The sequence below is a fragment of the Moorella naiadis (nom. illeg.) genome (assembly GCF_051020825.1).
Lineage (GTDB): Bacteria > Bacillota > DSM-521 > Neomoorellales > Neomoorellaceae > Neomoorella > Neomoorella naiadis.
In genome coordinates this window covers 1-17,831 of the sequence record NZ_JAXGFQ010000012.1, presented here as the reverse complement: position 1 = coordinate 17,831, position 17,831 = coordinate 1, and the positions used below count along the sequence as shown (strand labels likewise).

15 protein-coding genes, 1 pseudogene and 1 CRISPR repeat array are annotated in these 17,831 nt (G+C 54.2%); of the genes and pseudogenes, 9 read left to right on the top strand and 7 right to left on the bottom strand.

Features of this window, described 5'->3' with window-relative positions:
- Positions 1-52 precede the first annotated feature (52 nt).
- From SDD30_RS09285 to SDD30_RS09275, 3 genes are all read right to left on the bottom strand, one after another.
- A complete protein-coding gene (locus SDD30_RS09285; RefSeq protein ID WP_434074644.1) occupies positions 53-1,456 on the bottom strand; it encodes a SpoVR family protein in 1,404 nt (467 codons plus the stop codon).
- Positions 1,440-2,603, bottom strand: coding sequence for a sporulation protein YhbH (gene yhbH, locus SDD30_RS09280; protein ID WP_434074643.1), 1,164 nt, complete (start codon positions 2,601-2,603; stop codon positions 1,440-1,442). Before yhbH ends, SDD30_RS09285 begins: the two co-directional genes overlap by 17 nt.
- A 132-nt stretch (positions 2,604-2,735) precedes the next feature.
- A complete protein-coding gene (locus tag SDD30_RS09275; RefSeq protein WP_434074642.1) occupies positions 2,736-4,628 on the bottom strand; it encodes a PrkA family serine protein kinase in 1,893 nt (630 codons plus the stop codon).
- Between the two features lie 167 nt (positions 4,629-4,795).
- On the opposite strand from SDD30_RS09275, the gene SDD30_RS09270 reads away from it, so the two are divergent.
- Both SDD30_RS09270 and SDD30_RS09265 read left to right on the top strand, forming a co-directional pair.
- Entirely contained in the window at positions 4,796-5,164 is a 369-nt protein-coding gene (locus SDD30_RS09270; RefSeq protein ID WP_434074641.1) for a hypothetical protein, read from the top strand.
- Positions 5,165-5,268: 104 nt separating this feature from the next.
- Positions 5,269-6,003 carry a glucose-6-phosphate isomerase family protein gene (locus tag SDD30_RS09265; RefSeq protein ID WP_434074640.1) on the top strand — a complete coding sequence of 245 codons (735 nt, stop codon included), beginning with the start codon at positions 5,269-5,271 and terminating at the stop codon, positions 6,001-6,003.
- A gap of 40 nt (positions 6,004-6,043) precedes the next feature.
- Here the strand turns inward: SDD30_RS09265 and queG are convergent, their stop codons facing one another.
- Complete coding sequence (gene queG, locus SDD30_RS09260; protein ID WP_434074639.1) at positions 6,044-7,204, bottom strand: tRNA epoxyqueuosine(34) reductase QueG; 1,161 nt, start codon at positions 7,202-7,204, stop codon at positions 6,044-6,046.
- Positions 7,205-7,395: 191 nt separating this feature from the next.
- Entirely contained in the window at positions 7,396-7,551 is a 156-nt protein-coding gene (locus tag SDD30_RS09255; RefSeq protein ID WP_434074638.1) for a hypothetical protein, read from the bottom strand.
- A 250-nt stretch (positions 7,552-7,801) separates the two neighbouring features.
- Between SDD30_RS09255 and SDD30_RS09250 the strand changes: the two genes are divergently transcribed.
- Together SDD30_RS09250 and SDD30_RS09245 are read left to right on the top strand one after the other, a co-directional pair.
- On the top strand, positions 7,802-8,512 hold the full coding sequence (locus SDD30_RS09250) for a ferredoxin-like domain-containing protein (RefSeq protein ID WP_434074637.1): 711 nt from the start codon (positions 7,802-7,804) through the stop codon (positions 8,510-8,512).
- A 63-nt stretch (positions 8,513-8,575) separates the two neighbouring features.
- Positions 8,576-9,019, top strand: coding sequence for a hypothetical protein (locus SDD30_RS09245; RefSeq protein ID WP_434074636.1), 444 nt, complete (start codon positions 8,576-8,578; stop codon positions 9,017-9,019).
- Between the two features lie 101 nt (positions 9,020-9,120).
- Here SDD30_RS09245 and SDD30_RS09240 read toward each other — a convergent pair whose 3' ends face one another.
- Positions 9,121-9,699, bottom strand: coding sequence for an HD-GYP domain-containing protein (locus tag SDD30_RS09240; protein WP_434074712.1), 579 nt, complete (start codon positions 9,697-9,699; stop codon positions 9,121-9,123).
- Between the two features lie 244 nt (positions 9,700-9,943).
- On the bottom strand, positions 9,944-11,422 hold the full coding sequence (locus tag SDD30_RS09235) for a long-chain-fatty-acid--CoA ligase (protein ID WP_434074635.1): 1,479 nt from the start codon (positions 11,420-11,422) through the stop codon (positions 9,944-9,946).
- A gap of 815 nt (positions 11,423-12,237) precedes the next feature.
- Here SDD30_RS09235 and SDD30_RS09230 point away from each other — a divergent pair.
- The 5 genes and pseudogenes from SDD30_RS09230 to SDD30_RS09210 form a co-directional block, all read left to right on the top strand.
- Positions 12,238-12,843: a DUF6431 domain-containing protein gene (locus tag SDD30_RS09230; protein WP_434074634.1), complete on the top strand. Its 606-nt coding sequence runs from the start codon at positions 12,238-12,240 to the stop codon at positions 12,841-12,843.
- A gap of 170 nt (positions 12,844-13,013) precedes the next feature.
- Positions 13,014-14,388 (top strand): annotated as a pseudogene (locus SDD30_RS09225) (DDE-type integrase/transposase/recombinase).
- A 6-nt stretch (positions 14,389-14,394) separates the two neighbouring features.
- The gene (locus tag SDD30_RS09220; protein WP_434074633.1) at positions 14,395-15,195 is read left to right on the top strand and encodes an ExeA family protein; all 801 of its coding nucleotides are present in this window, start codon (positions 14,395-14,397) and stop codon (positions 15,193-15,195) included.
- Positions 15,196-15,213: 18 nt separating this feature from the next.
- The gene (locus SDD30_RS09215; protein ID WP_434074632.1) at positions 15,214-15,471 is read left to right on the top strand and encodes a hypothetical protein; all 258 of its coding nucleotides are present in this window, start codon (positions 15,214-15,216) and stop codon (positions 15,469-15,471) included.
- 230 nt (positions 15,472-15,701) lie between these two features.
- A CRISPR array of direct repeats spans positions 15,702-16,054; the repeat unit is 29 nt; unit sequence GTTCAGATTCCTCTATGGCCGATTGGTAC.
- 365 nt (positions 16,055-16,419) lie between these two features.
- On the top strand, positions 16,420-17,831 hold a 1,412-nt coding region (locus SDD30_RS09210), incomplete at its 3' end, for an IS110 family RNA-guided transposase (protein ID WP_434074631.1).

Below are 17,831 nucleotides of genomic sequence, written 5' to 3'. Positions count from 1 at the left end.
TAGATTATTCCACGTAAGCTGGGGAATTCCTGCTAAAAACCGGCGCTAAATTTTAGCGCCGGCTATTTTTCTTGCCATCATAGCTAAAAACAGCCGTTTTGCCATCAATAACTGTTTCCAGGTGTACCGGCCGGCCCCATAGAAGGTAAACGTGGGGCAAGGTCTTCTCCAGGTAGGGGATATCTAGCTCCAGCCCTTCATAGCGGTGTTTAAGGTAGAGTTCCCCCCGCCGCTGGTAATCGGCGTCTTCGACAACAATGTACGGGTAACCGCAGTTAGTCAAGCGGCTGACCAGGCCATCCCGGACCTTTTCCCAGTCCTTTTCCACCACCACCCATTCTGACCCAACTTTCTGATAAAGATATAAATCCAGTTCCTCCACCAGTTCCCTAGTCAGGTAGTTGCGCAGGAAGGAGATGTCGTTCTCACAGGAGCGAACCTCAAAGATCTTGGCCTTCCCTTCACCCCCGGGCCGTCCGTAACGTTCCCGTTCCTCCTGGTTCGGGTTATCCCAGCGTTTCTCGATGTCCTCAAAAATCTTGCTGCCGACAAAGTAAGGGTTGATCTGCCGGTGGCCCGGCTGAATGACGCTGGCGTGGAGGCGGGCAAACTCGACTGTTTCCTCCGGGGTCAAATCGAGTTCCCGGATAATCCGAGGATGCCAGTAGGCAGCCCAGCCCTCGTTAATGATCTTGGTCTCCATCTGGGGCCAGAAGTACTGCATCTCCTCCCGGATCATAGCCAGGACTTCCCGCTGCCAGTCTTCCAGTTCGGGGCTGTGGGCCATAATGAACCCCAGCATATCCTTGGTCGGCCGGGGTGGTATTTTCCGGTTGCGCTCCGGCGGGGGGGCCTTTATTTTGCCGTCTAGGGCCCAGAGGTCGTCGTAGGGCGTTTCCTGACGGTGATTTCTGGCCTCCTCTTTTTCTTTTTTTTCCTCATCTACAGCAGGGCCGTAGGGTCCTGGGGGCTCGATATGTTCCTGGATGGCCAGGGCGGCATCCAGGAGGATCTCCACCTCCCGGTGGCCGTACTTAAACTCGTATTCCCGGATCTTGTCGGCATGGATGGCCATGGTCTCCACCATCTGGCGGGAAGTGGGGGCAAAGTAGGTGTTGTTTTTAAAGAAATCGCTATGGGCGAAGACGTGGGCAATGACCAGCTTGTTCTGGATTAGGTCATTGCCCACCAGGAGAAAGGCATAGCAAGGATTGGAGTTAATCACCAGTTCGTAGATGCGGCTCAGGTTAAAGTCGTACTGGAGCTTCATTTTGTAAAAGTGTTTGCCGAAGGTCCAGTGGGCGAACCGGGTCGGCATGCCATAGGCGCCAAAGGCATAAAGGACATCGGCCGGGCAGAGTTCGAAGTAGACGGGAAAAAAATCCAGGCCAAATTGCCTGGCCTGGTCATGGATGGTCTCAATGGCCCGAGCCAGGACCTTAAACTCTTGTTCCACCCATTTCTCCCCCCTTCGCGCCGGCGAAGAATTGCCGCAGGGCCTGGTAGACCTCGCTCTTATCCTTGACGGTGACTGTCACCAGGCGGTCATCCTTGATGCGCTTCAGGACGTTCATCAGGGTGCTGGTGCGATAATAGGGGTTAACAATCTCCCCGTAACCCAGGAGGTTGACCTGGGGCAGCAATTCCTGGACCGCCTCCAGGCAAGCCTCGTTATCGCTAGGCAGGTTGTCACCATCAGTAAAATGAAAGGGGTAGATATTATAGTCCGCCGGGGGGTAGCGGCGGTTGATAATCTCCAGGGCCAGGCGATAGGCCGAGGAACAACGGGTACCGCCGCTCTCCCCCTTGGCGAAGAACTCCTCCTCGGTAACCTCCCGGGCCTGGGTGTGGTGGGCGATAAAGACAATCTCCACCTGTTGATACTTGCTGCGTAGGAAGCGCACCATCCAGAAGAAGAAGGTGCGGGCGATATACTTCTCATAGGTTCCCATGGAACCAGAGGTGTCCATCATAGCCAGGACCACGGCGCTGGTCTCGTAACGAATCCTCTCTTCCCAGGTCTTGAAACGCAGGTCCTCGGGGGTGATGCCGCCGATGGCCAACTTGCCCTTCAAGGCGTTGCGCTTCAGGTTTTCCAGGATAGTCCGTTTCTTATCCAAGTTGCCCATGAGTCCCTTACGGCGCACGTCGCGAAACTCGTAAGTTGGGGAAGCCAGGACCGGCTTCTTTTTCTCCTGCAGGTTGGGCAGTTCCAGGTCGCGGAAGAGCATCTCCTGGACCTCTTCCAGGGTAACCTCGGCTTCATAGTAATCCACCCCTGGCTCGTCGCCGGCCCCCGGTCCCTGGCCGGTACCCCCGGCGCTCTCCCGGCCGATAACAGTACCCTTTTTGGTGCCGCCGCTGCCCTGGCCGGCGTGCTGCCCCTGGTTGTAATTAAAACGGAAGTGATACTCCTCCAGGCTGCGGATAGGCACCCGGACCACCTTTTTGTCCTGACCCATAATGATACTCTCTTCGGCGATAATGTGGGGCAGGTTCTTTTTAATGGCCTCCCGCACCTTTTCCTGGTGCCGCTGCTGGTCCAGGTAACCCTTGCGGTGCAGGGACCAGTCTTCCCGGGAGAGGTTGTATTCGACGGTCATCAGCCCTCACCTTCCTTGAAAACTACCATCACTAATGGACCTCCCCAGAGTAGCAACTCACATTAAACAGCACTAACTCGCGGTTAACCCACAGAACCTGGGGCATTAAACCTCATCAGGCCTTGCCCCTGCTTAACGGTTCAGCAGGCTGCCGGTGTATTTCAGAAGCTCATTGGCACAGACCGGGCAGTAGCCGTGCTGGGTAATCAGGCGGTCGATGACGGCATTGATGCGCTTCAGCTGCTCCGGATCCGGTGTCCGGGTAGAGGTAGTGATCTTGACAATGTCCTTCATATCGGCAAAGAGCTTTTTTTCAATGGCCTCCCGCAGGCGCTCGTGGGAGTTGAAATCGAAGGTCTTACCCTTGCGGGCGTAAGAGGATAAGCGGATTAGGATCTCCTCCCGGAAGGCCTTCTTGGCGTTTTCGGTGACACCGATCTGCTCCTCAATGGAACGCATCAGCTTCTCGTCGGGGTCGAGCTCCTCGTCGGTGATGGGGTCGCGGACCTTGGTCTTGTTGACGAAGGCCTCGACATTATCCAGGTAGTTGTTGAACAAGGCGCGAGCGGATTCTTCGTAGGAATAGACGAAGGCCCGCTGGACTTCCTTCTTGGCGTACTCGTCGTACTCCTGGCGTGCCATGGCGAGAAAGTTAATCAGACGCTCCTTCTCCTCCCTGGTAATGGAAGGATGCTGGTCCAGGCCGTCCTTCAGTGCCCGCAGGATATCCAGGGCATTGATGCAGCGGGTATCGGCAGTAATGAGGGCGCTGGAGATACGGTTGATGACGTAGCGGGGATCAACACCACCCATACCCTCGGCCTCAGCCTCGTTCATCAGCTCGACAACGTCCTTTTGCTTAAAGCCCTCGATATCCTCGCCGTCGTAAAGCTTCATCTTCTTCAAGAGGTCTATACCTTGCTTCTTCGATTCCTTCAGGCGCGAGAGGATGGAAAAGATGGCCGCCGCCTGGAGGGCATAGGGGGCGATATGGACGTCGATGTCGCTCTGGCGGATGAGTTTCTGGTAGATCTTCACCTCTTCTCTAACCTTGAGGTTATAGGGAATGGTAATAACCATGATCCGCGACTGCAGGGCCTCGTTCTTGGGATTGCTGATAAAGGCCCGGTACTCGGCCTCATTCGTATGGGCGATAATCATCTCGTCGGCCGAGATGAGGGCGAAGCGGCCGGCCTTGAAATTACCCTCCTGGGAGAGGCTCAGCAGGTTATATAGGAATTTTTCATCGCATTTCAACATTTCCTGGAATTCCATCATTCCCCGGTTGGCCTTGTTAAGTTCGCCGTCAAAACGATAGGCCCGGGGGTCGGACTCAGAGCCATACTCGGCAATGGTGGAAAAGTCGATGCTCCCAGTGAGTTCAGCTATATCCTGGGATTTGGGATCCGAGGGGCTGAAGGTGCCAATGCCGACTCGCTTCTCCTCGGAAAGGACAATCCTCTCCACCGGCACCTCCTCCACCCGGCCGCCGTACTTTTCTTCCAGCATCAATTGGCAAACAGGGCACAGGCTGCCCTCAATAAAGAGGCCGTATTCACGCTGCAGGTCCGGCCGCAATTCCCGGGGAATCAGGTGCAAGGGCTCTTCGTGCATGGGACAACCCTTAATGGCGTAGAGGGCGCCGTCATCGGTCTGGCTATATCTCTCCAGGCCGCGCTTTAACATGGTAACAATGGTCGACTTGCCGCCGCTAACAGGACCCATGAGCAGCAGAATTCGCTTGCGGACGTCCAGGCGCCGGGCGGCGGAGTGGAAATACTCCTCCACCAGCCTAGTCAGGGTTCGTTCCAGGCCAAAAATCTCTCCCTCAAAGAACCGGTAGTGTTTAACGCCGTCGACCTCTTCCACTCCGGCGCTGGCAATCATCTCATAGATACGAGCATGGGCCAGCCGCGCCAGTTTAGGGTTAGCAAGCACCATTTTCAAATAATCAGCGAAAGTCCCTTCCCAGTGAAGTTTTTTCGCTTCCTGGCGGTATTCCTCCAATCGTTGTAATATCTCCACCGGCTCTTCCTCCTTCCCGGTAAAAATAGCAGGCTGTCATCTGCGGGAGTATTATATAATATGAAGTTGCTCACCAAAAAAGAAGGAACTGACAGAAGCAGGAAAAAACGATAAAAGGCCGAATGATAATAGGAGGATCGGCAAAAAATAGCGGCGAGGTGATGGGTATGGGGTATAAATATGAGTTTACCTGGCTGATCCGCCTGCCTGTGGATGAACTGCCCCAGGAACCGTGTGAGCAAAAGGGCGATGGGAAAAACCTGCTACTGTGGAAACGCAGCAGCGGTAATATCATCCTGGGCTTTTTTCGCCAGGGGCATAAACTGACTCATCCAGTGGGTATGGAAGCCCTGATTGTCACCAAAAGTGAAGAGGTCCTGGGCTACGGCCGGATTGTCAAATCGGAGATCTACGAGTTACCGGATGGTTCCCTGACGACGGTGGTGGAGTTTTCCGTTACCCGGCTCTTTGATGCCGAGGAAAAGCGGATCATAACTAAAATCTTCCAGGAAATGTACGGCCAGCAGAAATCTTAACACCTGGTAAACCTGGCAAGGGTTGTTTTTTAGTACCATTAGGTTATAATTAGGATATAGTTGTATGTAATGGCAAAGAAAAATATTCGAGGAGGTCAGCCTCCATGCTTTCAGGTAAGCATTTCACCGTCGAAACAAGCGGTCTTTTAACTTTTGCCCCCGGGGTTAAGGCCCCGGAACCAGACATCCGGCGCCTGGCCGACGCCGTATCGGTATTATACGCTGATGTTCCCCCCAGCGACCAGCCCCTTTATTATATGTACCGGGGCGTATACTTGGATAATGATCAGGAACTCTACCAGCAGCACGATATTCGCTATGACCTTACCGTCGTCTTACCCGGTACCATTGGCAGGGAATACATTAAAACTGTGGGCCACTTTCATCCCCTGAAACCCCACTCCTCCGAGACCTACCCTGAATACTACGAGGTCCTGGAGGGGGAGGCCATTTACCTTTTCCAAAAGAATAACCGCAGCGGCGATGTCGAAGAGGTTATGGCCATTGAGGCTAAAAAGGGTGACAAGGTCTTTATCCCCCCCGCCTATGGCCATGTGACCATCAACCCGGGTGACAAGCCTCTGGTCATGGCCAATCTCATTGAAAGCCACTTCTCTTCCCTTTACGGCCCCTTCCGGGAAAAACGAGGGGCAGCCTATTATTACCTCCAAGGTGAAGATGGTAAAGGTGACTTCGTCAAGAATCCCCGCTACCAGAATTCTGTCGCCCTGAAGCTGATAGCCGCCCCGAGCCTCACCCAGCCCGTGGCTGCAGTGAAAAACAAGTCCCTTTATGAGGCCTTTGTCGCCGAACCGGAGGCCTTTAAGCTGTTGAAGTAATTGGGAAGAAAACGGCGCCCGCAATAGTAAACCCCGGTAATTACCCTTTACCGGGGTTTTTAAAATCCAGGGCCACCTGAATCTCCCGGCGGACCTGGGGATCATCTTCTGTAGCCAAGGCGGCGGCCAGTGCCGGGCGGCCGGCCGGTCCCAGGCGGCCCAGGGCCCAGGCAGCGTGGGCCCGCAGGATAGCAACCGGGGCACCAAGGGCCTGCCGGAGGGTCGCCAGGGCCGCCAGGTCGCCCATATTGCCCAGGGCGATGGCCGCGTTGCGTTGCAGGACGGTCTTCCCCCGCCAAGCCAGGGCCGTACCCTTGAAGATACGATTAAAGCTGACCTTATCCAGGGCCAGGATGGTTGCCAGGTCGGGATAGGTTAGAGGGGGAGCAGCCAGATCCTGACGGTAGGGAGTGACTTGCACCTGCTCCTTTTGCAGTAGGCCGGCCCGGGGCCGGAAAGGAATCGCCCCTGCCCAGCGATTATTCTCCGGGCAGACCTCCTGGCAAACGTCGCAGCCCCAGATACGGCCCCCCAGGGCCGGCCGCAGCTCTGGTGGAATAAACCCCCGCTTCTGGGTCAAATAAGAGAGGCAGAGTTCCGGATTCAAGCGCCCAGGAGCCAGGAGGGCCCCGGTAGGACAGGCGGCCAGGCAGCGGCCGCAGTTGCGGCAGGTGGCTGTTGCCAATGGTTCGCCGGGCTCCAGCTCCAGGTCAGTAATAACCAGGCCCAGGCTAAAGGCCGTTCCCAGGCCGGGAATAATCAGATTACAGCTGGCACCGTAATAGCCCAGACCGGCCAGGCGGGCAGCCTCCCGCTCCAGGAGGGGGCCGCTGTCCACCTGGGTGACCGCCAGGCGGGCACCGGACTGCTTTAAAAGCTTGGCCAGATCCCCCAGGTCTCGCCCCAGTTCTTCATGGTAATCAGGTCCCAGGGCGTAGCAGGCAATAACCCCCTGCCCCGGCCCGGGCTCCAGGATGGGGGCGGGATGGGGCCGGGCCACCACCACCAGGGAGCGGGCCTCCGGGTAAAGGAGCTCTGGTCGGTAACGCTCCTCCGGCCTGCCAGCAGCAAAGGGTGTACTGAAGCCCTGCCGGGCACGCCACTCCAGGGCCGCCCGGCCTTCTTCGAAGGTCCGCACCGGGGCCACCCCCAGGACCAGACCCCGGGCCATAGCCCAGTTCTGCAATTCTCCCGTCCCCATCTCCTATCCCCCCTTTGCCCCTTTCTTTGCCGGCCCACCCCTGATGGGGCCCTGGCCTTTACCAACCTTCAGGCACCGGTGGCCTGGGTTAACAAACCTGGCCCCCCAACCTTGCTTAGCGGTGGGGTGACTGGCCTTATCTCTTAAACCAAGTCGCCCTCCATCTGTGCCGGCCAACCCATCACCTAACTTTAATAGCCCTCATCAGAGGCTTCCAATCGCCGGCATTTATCCGGGCCGCAGTTAAAGCCACAGATAGGGCAAACGTTGGGATTACCCGGGTTGGCCTTAAAGGTGTTGCCGCAACGGCTGCAGCGGTAACTCAGGGGAGCATTATCAGCGCCCATAACTTGCATCCCTCCTTAATTCTTACTTATTCTATGATTTCTTGCCAGAACCTCTACATTGCTTTACCATTTTCCAATATAGATACACAGCCGGGTTCAGGCTGTAAATCAAATCAGACCCGCAGCATTGATTGCAGGAGGCCCCGGCAGTAAATCCTTAAGTTTATTATGGCCCGGTAAAGTTTTCCCTATAAGCAGGAATCTCCTCCCCTTATGAAGAATTATTACTATTAATCTTGGAGGTGGAACTATGGGTGATGCTATCTTTCAACAACGCTCCGGTTATCTGGGAGTTGGTATCGTCGGCCGATGCGGCCTCCTGACCCCTAACCAGCTGGCCGGTCTTGGGGATCTGGCCCGCTCCCTGGAGTGCCGGTACTGTAAGATGACCACGCGCCAGACCCTGATTTTTATCATCCCGGAAAACCGCCTGGAGGAGCTGAAGGCCGGTGTTGCCGCCCTGGGGTTAAAGGTCGGCGTTTTCGGCGAAATCGTCCGCAATGTCAAAGCCTGTGCCGGCAATCAGGACCTCTGCCAGCGGGCCTTAAGCGACGTCTTTGAACTGGGCGGCAAACTCCAGGACCACTTTATGAATCGTCCCACACCCTGCGATTTCAAAATCGCCCTGGCCGGCTGCCACCGCGGCTGTACCGACCCCTTATGTGCCGATTACGGTATTATCGCTACTAGCAATGATAATTATGACGTCTACATAGGTGGCCGGGGCGGCAGCCGCAAACCCGTCCACGCCACCCGCATAGCCACCAGCATTACCGGTGCGGGGGTCAGCGCCCTACTGGAGCATATCCTGAAGCGCTACGGCGTCCTGGGGGAGCCCCGGGAACGTCTCTGCAATACCATTAAACGAGTCAGCCTGGAGGCCTTTCTCCCTCCCGAGGGCTTCCTAGATCCCTACCGCCCATCGGAGGAGAATGACTTCTTGAACTTTGCCAAGTGGTAAACGTATACCAGGAGACCAGGCTGCTGGGTAGTTTTCCAACATTAAAAAGGGAGGTTTTTTATAATGGCTGCTCGCAATATTGACCTGAACAGGATGCAAGAGTTTATCGATCGCTGCTGTAAAACCGAAAGTGAGTGCAGCCAATGTAACCGAACTCAATGCCTCATTGGCTTCGCCCAAACGGCTATAGCCTACGCCCGGAAGAAAAATACCTCCCGCATCCCCCGGGGCCATGAACTGGTGCCCCAGGACGACCTGCGGGCTTACTACCAGGATGACCTGACCAACGCCCTGGTAGAAGTTTTGCTCCAGTGCCAGAACTGCCGCGACAACCATGAGGAAGAGTGTGTTATTAACGTAACGCGTCGTGCCCTGGAACTGGCCCTCCTGGGTGATAACTTTGAGTATGAAGGTAGCGTCTTCACCTATCTTATGCAACTCACCCGCCATAACCAGGAAATCGGGAATAAGCTCCTCCGGGTCTACCAGGACCGGAAGGGTAGATAACCTTTACGGCCCCCATCCATACCGGCGACTACTTCCTACCTGCCATAACTAATATTTAAGCCACCGTGGTTTACGGTGGCTTTTAGAAATCAGCAATTTTATTACGACGCCCGGCGGCTGTTACGTTTCAATACCTCCGGCATAATGTCGAAAAACAATTCCACCAGGCGGGGATCAAACTGCTTACCTGCTCCGGCCGCCAGTTCCTGGATACCGGCCTGCAAATTCTTGGAATACTGGTAAGCCCGGCAGGAGGTCATGGCGTCAAAGGCATCTGCCAGGGTAATAATCCGGGCCCCCAGGGGGATATCCTCCGTTCCCAGCCCGTGGTAGCCTTGCCCGTCCCAGCGCTCGTGATGGTAGGCCACTAGGGGCTGAATAACCTCGAACTCCTCTTTGGCGGCCAGCATCTGGACGCCAAAATCCGGATGGTTGCGCATGACTTCCCATTCCTCCGGGGACAACCGGGCCGCCTTATGCAGGATAGCTGCCCGTACCTGCGCTTTGCCGATGTCATGGAGCAGGCCGCCCAGGGCGATGACTTCCACTTCATCTTGCTGTAGCCCCAGGCCTTCCGCCAGGGCCCCGGCCAGGCTGCCAACGTTGCAGGAGTGCTGGTATGTAGTCATACTGTGGTTACGCAGGCGTTCCAGTAATACTGCTGCTTCGGATGCCACCATCACCGGGACCACTCCTCTTCCCGCCTGCTACCATTTTAACCTAAAAAAAATGCCTTCTCAAGTCCCTTTGACAAAGAACACCTTAATTAACCATATTTCACACATCGGAAAAACCCGCGACTATAATCCGGGCCCATACCGGCATGCGTATGCCCCTTAAATAGCCATACAGACAACCAGGTTGTATGTTATGAGCTAAAGTGTCGACCCGAGTGGGCCCGGTGGCTAATCAAGCAGTAACCCCTTATGCCCGCTCCTTGAGTAATTTTTTCATGATCTTGCCCGTCGGGCCCTTGGGCAGCTCTGGCACGAACTCAAAGAGCCGCGGGATCTTATAAACTGCCAGGTGCTCCCGCAAAAATTCCTGTAACTGGCGCCGCTCCACTGTTGCCCCTTCCTTGGGGACGATAAAGGCCTTGACCGTCTCTCCCTTTACCGGATCGCCAACACCGACCACCGCCGCCTCCAGGACGTCGGGGTGGGTCAGCAGGACCTCTTCCACCTCCCGGGGATAAACATTAAAGCCGCCCAGGATGATCATATCCTTCTTGCGATCCACTACATAAAAATAGCCGTCTTCATCCTGGCGGACCAGGTCGCCGGTATGCAACCAGCCGCCCCGCAGGGCCACAGCCGTTTCCTCTGGCTGGTTATAATAACCGGCCATAACATTGGGACCCCGGACGATAAGTTCACCGACCTCGCCCCGGGGTACATCCCGGTCGCTATCGTCGACTACCCTGACCTCCATGCCAGGTAAGGGCAGGCCTATAGACCCCGGTTTACGTACGCCATCCAGAGGATTCAGGCACACCACCGGTGCTGCTTCCGAAAGGCCATAGCCCTCCACCAGGGGGAAGGCAAATTTAGCCTCAAAGCCCCGCTGGATCTCCGCCGCCAGGGGCGCCCCACCAGAGATGGCAAGCTTGAGGGTCTTGAACTGCCCTTTTTCCGCCAGGCGCCAGAGGATGGCATACATGGAGGGCACGCCGCAAAAGACGGTGATACCTTCTTCAGCCAAGGTTATCAGCGTATCTTTGGGTTGAAAAGATTCTTTGATAGTAATAGTGCTTCCCAGGTATAAAGGCAGGAGGACGCTGGTCGTCCAGGCAAAGCTGTGGAACATGGGTAAAACGCAGAGGAAATTATCCTCCTGGCCCAGGTCAGATACGGCATCCATGGCCTCGATATCCGCCAGGAAATTGCGGTGGCTGAGCATCGCCCCTTTAGGCCGGCCGGTAGTGCCAGAGGTGTAAAGGAAGGCACAAACCTCCTCCTCTGTGGTGCTGATCGGCGGTGCCGGCGGTGCTGCCAGGGCCCTGGCAGTAGTTGTTCCGTCTATAACTACCAGGTGTTGCAGGCCCAGGGCCGCCCCCTCCTGGGGCTTTAAACCTAGGCGGTCAATAATTGCCCGGTGAATTACCAGGATACTACACCCGGAGTCACGGATAATGAAAGCAATCTCTTCCCGGGTCAGCATCAGATTCAGGGGAACGACAATACCCCCGCCTTGGATACCCCCAAGATAGCTGTAAATAAATTCCGGGCAGTTGGGGGCGCAAATGGCTATGCGCTCACCGGGTTGCAGTCCTAACGAATGAAATAGATTGCTATAAGCTCCAATTCTTTCTATTAATTCCCCATAGGTAGTCGTGCGATTGTGATATACCAGAGCCGGATGATTCTTTCCGGCTTGCCGTCCTGGTAATTGCCAGAGTAACATGCAATATCCCCCCATTAATTATTGACTGTTTGCCCCTGTTGATACCGGAATATATATCCCGTTATGAATGTTAATATGACCGGGCTGCCAGCGCAGTTGCAAACTATAAAGATATTCCCCAAGCAACTGTCCTTTTCCTGCCATCCAAGGAGGATTATAAATACAAATTTCTGGATCCAGAACATAACAGCCGCCACCCGTGCTTTCCGGAAATGCTTTCTTCCGGGATATCCGCTATAGTTTCTATCCTAAAGATGGGCCTCAACCCATCTGGAAATCGAGTTTGACGGGCGGCCATCCCCGCTCTTTCCCTCTCACTAGACATTAGGGACGGGTAATATATTAAAAAGTGCCTAATGTCTTTCAGTAGGTTCTTTGATATAGATTGGTGAAGTAGGCATGGGACGCCTGGCTGAAGCCGGTTTTCCCATGCCCCTTCCCGAACCAGGCTTGCGACTTTCACCGCACCTGGCTCTCCATTACAAGACCAGTTAAGACCCAGATTGGTACTTGTCCCAAATGCGGCAACACCGTGGAGTGGGGAGTTCAGATTCCTCTATGGCCGATTGGTACGAACTCCTTCGATATATGCGTGATACGTATTGTAGGTCCTCATATTCATTCATCCCAAAATAATTCCATGGTCGCAAATTGGACAATATGCATCTGAAGTTAATACCAGGAGAATATGAGAAACCCATTTCACTTTACGCCAGTATTTAAACTATAGATGGGTTTTAGTCCGTCTGTCCGTCTGCTGCAAGGAGTGCAGCTTCAGGGCGAAGCAGGTAGAATATTGGCTGGGAGGGGTTGCCATGCAGCTGATATTCTACACCACCGTGTCGCCTGAAGAGTACTACTGCCGCCAGGGTAAGGATTTCCCTTTCCCTGAACTTGATTATTGCCCCCATTGCCGGCTAAAGGTATCGCCGCAAAAACATGGTTTTTTTGACCGTAATGCAATTGCCGCCAATTTCAGCAGCCGTATTTTAATCCGGCGTTACTACTGCCCCTACTGCCACACCACCATCTCCTATCTGCCTTCCTTTTGCCTACCCTACTTCCAGTACACCGTGGACTTAATCTTTACCGGCATCAGGCTGGTGCTGGAATTTAATTTCTCCCTACGGGGCTACCTTAAGTTCCTAAAAGAGCGCTGCCGGCAGCTCTACTGGGATATTTCTCACCTGCAGTTTTACCTGCGCCGCTTTCTGACCAGGCTTTCGGCCATCAAACTGGGTCTGCGCCAGTTCCTGCCGCGGGTCCAATTGCCGGAGGAAAAGCTGGCTAAAAGGGAAGGAGCCCAAAAGGTACTCCGCCTCATGGCCACTGGATTTGCCCACATCCAGATCTTCAGCGCCAGGTTTTACGAGGCGTACGGGTACTCTTTTATGGCTCCTCTGCACAATATTTTAGCATAAACGGAGCCCTTCTGGTACCCTTGGAGGTGGAAAAGGAAAAGCAACAAAACTTTGGTCTGGGGAGCGGCTATCAGGAATGGTATCATGATACTCAAGGGCGCCTGCAGGCTGTAAGCGCTTACGGCCTCCTAAAATTTAACATTTAGTACTAAAGGAGGCTGTGGTTCTTTATGCTTTCTGCTCAAGCGAGAGAAGAGATCGCCCTGAAGAAGTTTGCTTTGATTGCCCCGGTACTAAACGGCCAGGTGCCAAATCAGAAGGAGTACTTTAAGGACCTGGCAGCAAGGCCCGTGGTGATGCCTAACTCAGGCCTGAAACAGTATTCTCCCAAGAGTTTCTCCTGGTGGCTCTATCTCTACCGCCGCCATGGCCTGGAGGGGTTAAAACCCGGTTACCGTTCCGACCGAGGGAAAAGCCGGCGGATAACCGCGGAGATGGCCCTTAAAATCGCCACCAAAAGGGCGGCGAAACCGCGACTCAATGGCATCATGCTCTATGATGAACTGGTCAAGGACGAAGTGTTTACCCCTGATAAGGTCTCTTTATCCACCTTTTACCGCTATCTGGCCCAGCATCCAGACCTGGCGGCGCCTGCTGCTGTCGAGGCGGAGGTAAAGGAAATCAAACGCTTTGCCTACCAGTGGGTGAATGAGCTCTGGCAGGGGGATATCATGTACGGCCCTTACCTTAAGGTAGGTCGGGGTAAAAAGCAGACTTACCTCATCGCCTTTATCGACGACGCCTCACGCCTGATCCTTTATGCCCAGTTCTTCTGGGAACAGAACTACACCGCCGTGCGGATGACCTTAAAAGAGGCTATTTTAAAGCGCGGCGTGCCGAAAATGATCTATACCGACAATGGCAAGGTTTACCGTTCGGGCCAGCTGGCCGTCGTTTGCGCTAGTCTAGGTTGTTCTTTACTCCATGCCGAACCTTTCGCCCCTTATGCCCGGGGTAAGATTGAGCGCTTCTTTCGCACGGTACGCACGCGCTTCTTGCCGCGCCTGGACCTGGATAAAATTAAATCCCTGGAAGAATTGAACCTGACCTTCTGGCAGTGGCTGGAGGAGGATTACCAGCGCAAAATCCATAGCTCTTTGGGCTTACTTTTTCCTTTCTCAGACCGAGCGGGTGCGGGTCTTCCCTGACCCGGCGCTCCTGGATGAGTATTTCCTCCTGCGGGTGATGCGTAAGGTCAACCATGACGCTACCTTCTCCCTGGATAATATTCTCTATGAAACGGAACCGCAGCTGGCCAGCCTGCGCCTGGAGGTCAGGTACGACCCGGAGTGGCTCACCTTACCCGCTCGGCCGCTCCTTCTGTACCGGGAGGGTTTAAAGGTGGGCGAGGCCAGGCAGGTTGATTTGGCTACCAATGCCACGCTGAAAAGAAGGGGACGTGGCCGCCCGGCCCATAAGGACCGGGTTCCGGCCCTGCTAGAGGAATCCCCACCTCCAGCTGACAGGCCCGAACCTTCGCCGTCCGTCTCTTTTGCCGACCTGCTCGAAGGTCAAGGAAAAACTGGAGGAAGCCAGGGGAGGTGAGGCGTAATGTTTCTGCCGTTCTTGGGTTTGAAGTTTAACCCTTTTAGCAAAGAGATCTCCTTCGACCAGTTGTTCTTAAGCAAGGACCTGCGGGAACTCACCTCCCGCCTGCAGTACCTGCTGCAGGTGCGGGGCATCGGCCTGGTTACCGGTGAGGCGGGTTGTGGTAAGACTACCGCCTTAAGGAAATTTGTCAGCGAGCTTAACCCGGCCCAGTACAAGGCCTGCTATTTCGCCCTCTCCACCGTCACCGTGCTGGAGTTTTACCAGGGCCTGGCTTTAATCCTGGGGGAAGAACCCAAGCATAAGAAAGTTCATATTTTCCACCAGATCCAGACGGCTATCACCAGCCTTTACGCCGACCGTCATATCATCCCAGTGATTGTCCTGGATGAAATCCATCTCGCTACCAACAAGATCCTGGAGGACATTCGCCTCCTCTTTAACTTCCAGATGGACTCCCAGAACCCCTTTATCCTCATCCTCGCCGGCCAGAACCTGATCAGTTCCCGGCTCGCCCTTAATGTCAACAACCCTTTAAGGCAGCGCCTGACGGTCAAGTATTTCCTCCAGGGCCTTAAACCAGAGGAACTTAAGGATTATTGCTTGAGCCGGCTAAAACTTGCCGGTATCCACGAGGATATTTTTGCCCCGGCTGCCTTTGATGCGATCTATGGCATCACCAACGGCTTACCCCGCCTGGTAAATAACCTGGTTACTACCTGTATGCTCTGTGCCTGTGGTAAGAAGCAGAGGTTGATTGATGAAGAGATCGTCTACCAGGCACAAAGAGAACTGGAGATCTAGACCCCGGAGGTGGTAGCAATGAATAGACTGCATTATTATTTTGCCAGTTGCGGTTTCGCCGACCTCCTTCCCCTGGCTATGAGAATTGCCGGGGAACTGGATAGCAACCCGGCAGAAATGATTGCAGCTATCTGTAAGGTGGCTGATAAAGCCAGGACCTACCCGCCGACCAAAAACCGGGCGGCATGGTTTGCTGCTGTGTTTAGAGAAAAGTTGCTGGAAGCGCGGGCTGAGGTAATGGCCTGGCGCAAAAATCGCTGGTATTCACTGCCATAAGTCACCCGGCCGGACACCCTCGAGAGGGTGTCCGGCCTTTGCTTTATGGGTCGGGGCCTTTACTGGCGCAATCTGAGAATGATGTTTGGCTATAACCGGTTTAATCTGAGAAACCTTATATTTTTGCTGCTATCCTGGGCTAATTTATTGTGAGAAGTTTTTCCGGTTTAATGTGAGAATCTACAATTGGTACAGCTTATGGCTCTGGCTGAAGTACACCTGGAAGTGCAGTTCAGATTCCTCTATGGCCGATTGGTACTTTTTCGCTGCGCAGGTGGGGATGACGGCCAGATCAGTTCAGATTCCTCTATGGCCGATTGGTACGGGCGGTGTTATCCGAGCAAGAAGACGCGAGGCGAAGTTCAGATTCCTCTATGGCCGATTGGTACTTAACATTTTCAGCAAATGTAATTGTCATAAAAACGTTCAGATTCCTCTATGGCCGATTGGTACAAATGACCATATAGAAAGTTATTTAAACTCTCTTTCGTTCAGATTCCTCTATGGCCGATTGGTACAGGTGAGGCCTTTCGCTTCCGAGGTGCAGGGGCTGGGTTCAGATTCCTCTATGGCCGATTGGTACTTTTTGTTCTGCCATTTTTTACTCCTCCTCGTATAGAATTAACTTGTAGCCCACAAAAGTTCTTTGAAACCTTGATACAGTTAGGTTCTAGGCGTCAAGGGAACCGTAATATTTCTGGTTCCCAACAAAGTCTTTACAAAGTTATAGGTTTCCTGCATGATGGTCCTTGGACATAGGGGAAGCACAACTCCTCCTTGTTGCACTTCGGTGACTTCTTTTGAAGAGTGTGCCCCCTCGCCTGGCCGGTACTTCTAACGCGCAGTTTGTTTCTTCGAATTCTAATTTGTGCGAGGGTGTTGAGCTGGCCAGGTTGCAGGGACCCTTATGCCCTGTAAGCAGCTAACTTTTAAAAGGTGGTGATGGACTTGTCAAAACGCTTGTTTGCCGGTATTGATGTGAGCCTGAAAGAAAACCAATTATTCTGCATGGACGGTGACGGTCATCCAGTGGGCAAGACCCAGAAGTTTGATAATAATCTTCCCGGCACCGCCCAAATGGTGAACCACTTGATCGGGCTGATGGAGCACTCCAAATTTGACGCGCTTTCTATCGGTATGGAGGCTACCGCCCTCTACTGGTTTCCGCTGTTTCAAACCCTACGGACTGACCCGCGTCTTACCGACCTGGAAGCACAGATCCTGGCCATGAACCCCAAGTTGGTCCAGGGAATTCGCAAGACCTATGCTGATGTGGATAAGACAGACCCCATTGACGCCTCACTAATCGCCGACCGCCTCCGCTTTGGCCACTTGCCCGAGCAGCACATGCCAGATGAGGGTTTGCTTGCCTTGCAAAGGCTGACCCGTTTCCGCTACCACCTGGTGCAGCATGCCTCGCAGTCGAAGAACTATCTGCAGTCCATGCTCTTCCTGACCTTCAGTGAATGGATACGGACCAAGCCTTTCTCGGACCTCTTCGGGACCACTTCTTCCCGCCTGCTGAAGATGTTTACGTCGGCCCAGGACATGGAGGCCTTATCTCTGGATGAGTTAAGGGCCTATCTTTCGGAGTTTAGCCACAATCACTTCACTGACGTGGAAGATAAGGCTAACACGGTCTCCCGGGCGGCCCGGGATTCGTTCGCTATTCCCAAAGCCCTGGCCCAGGGGGTTCACTTCATGGTCAAGCAGACCCTACAGGAACTGGACCTCTTGGCCAAGCATTTAAAACGATTGGACAAGCGCATTGCTAAGCATCTGGCTAAAATCACGCAGCCTTTGACTTCTATCCCGGGTATCGGACCCGTACTAGCGGCGGGTATCCTTGCCGAAATCGGCGATATTTCTCGTTTCCCCGGCCAGGCTCAACTGGCCAAGTTTGCCGGGCTCACTTGGAGGAAGCACCAGTCCGGCGGCTTTAACGGGGATATTACCCCTATGACCAAGACAGGTAATCCGTACTTGCGTTGCTACCTGATCCAGGCGGCTCAGTCTATGGTGCAGCATAATCAGGAATACCGCGAGTACTATACCCGAAAGGTCAATGAAACTTCTCGCTATCCCATAAAACGAGCGCTGTCGCTCACAGCACGCAAGCTGGTACGCCTGGTTTACGCTATGCTGTCCCAAGGTCAGCTCTATCAAACTCCAGACACTAAGGCTACCCAGCTAGCCAGCCAGGAGGTGTGTGCTAAGCCCCTTGCTTCTTCCGAGCCTGCCCAGGCAACGGAGGCTACAAATCACGGCATAGCAGCTACTAATGGCAAAACAAAAGTGAAGACCAGACGGTTGCCGCATGCCCCAAAGAACTCTGCTAAGCCGCAGGAACATACACGGGG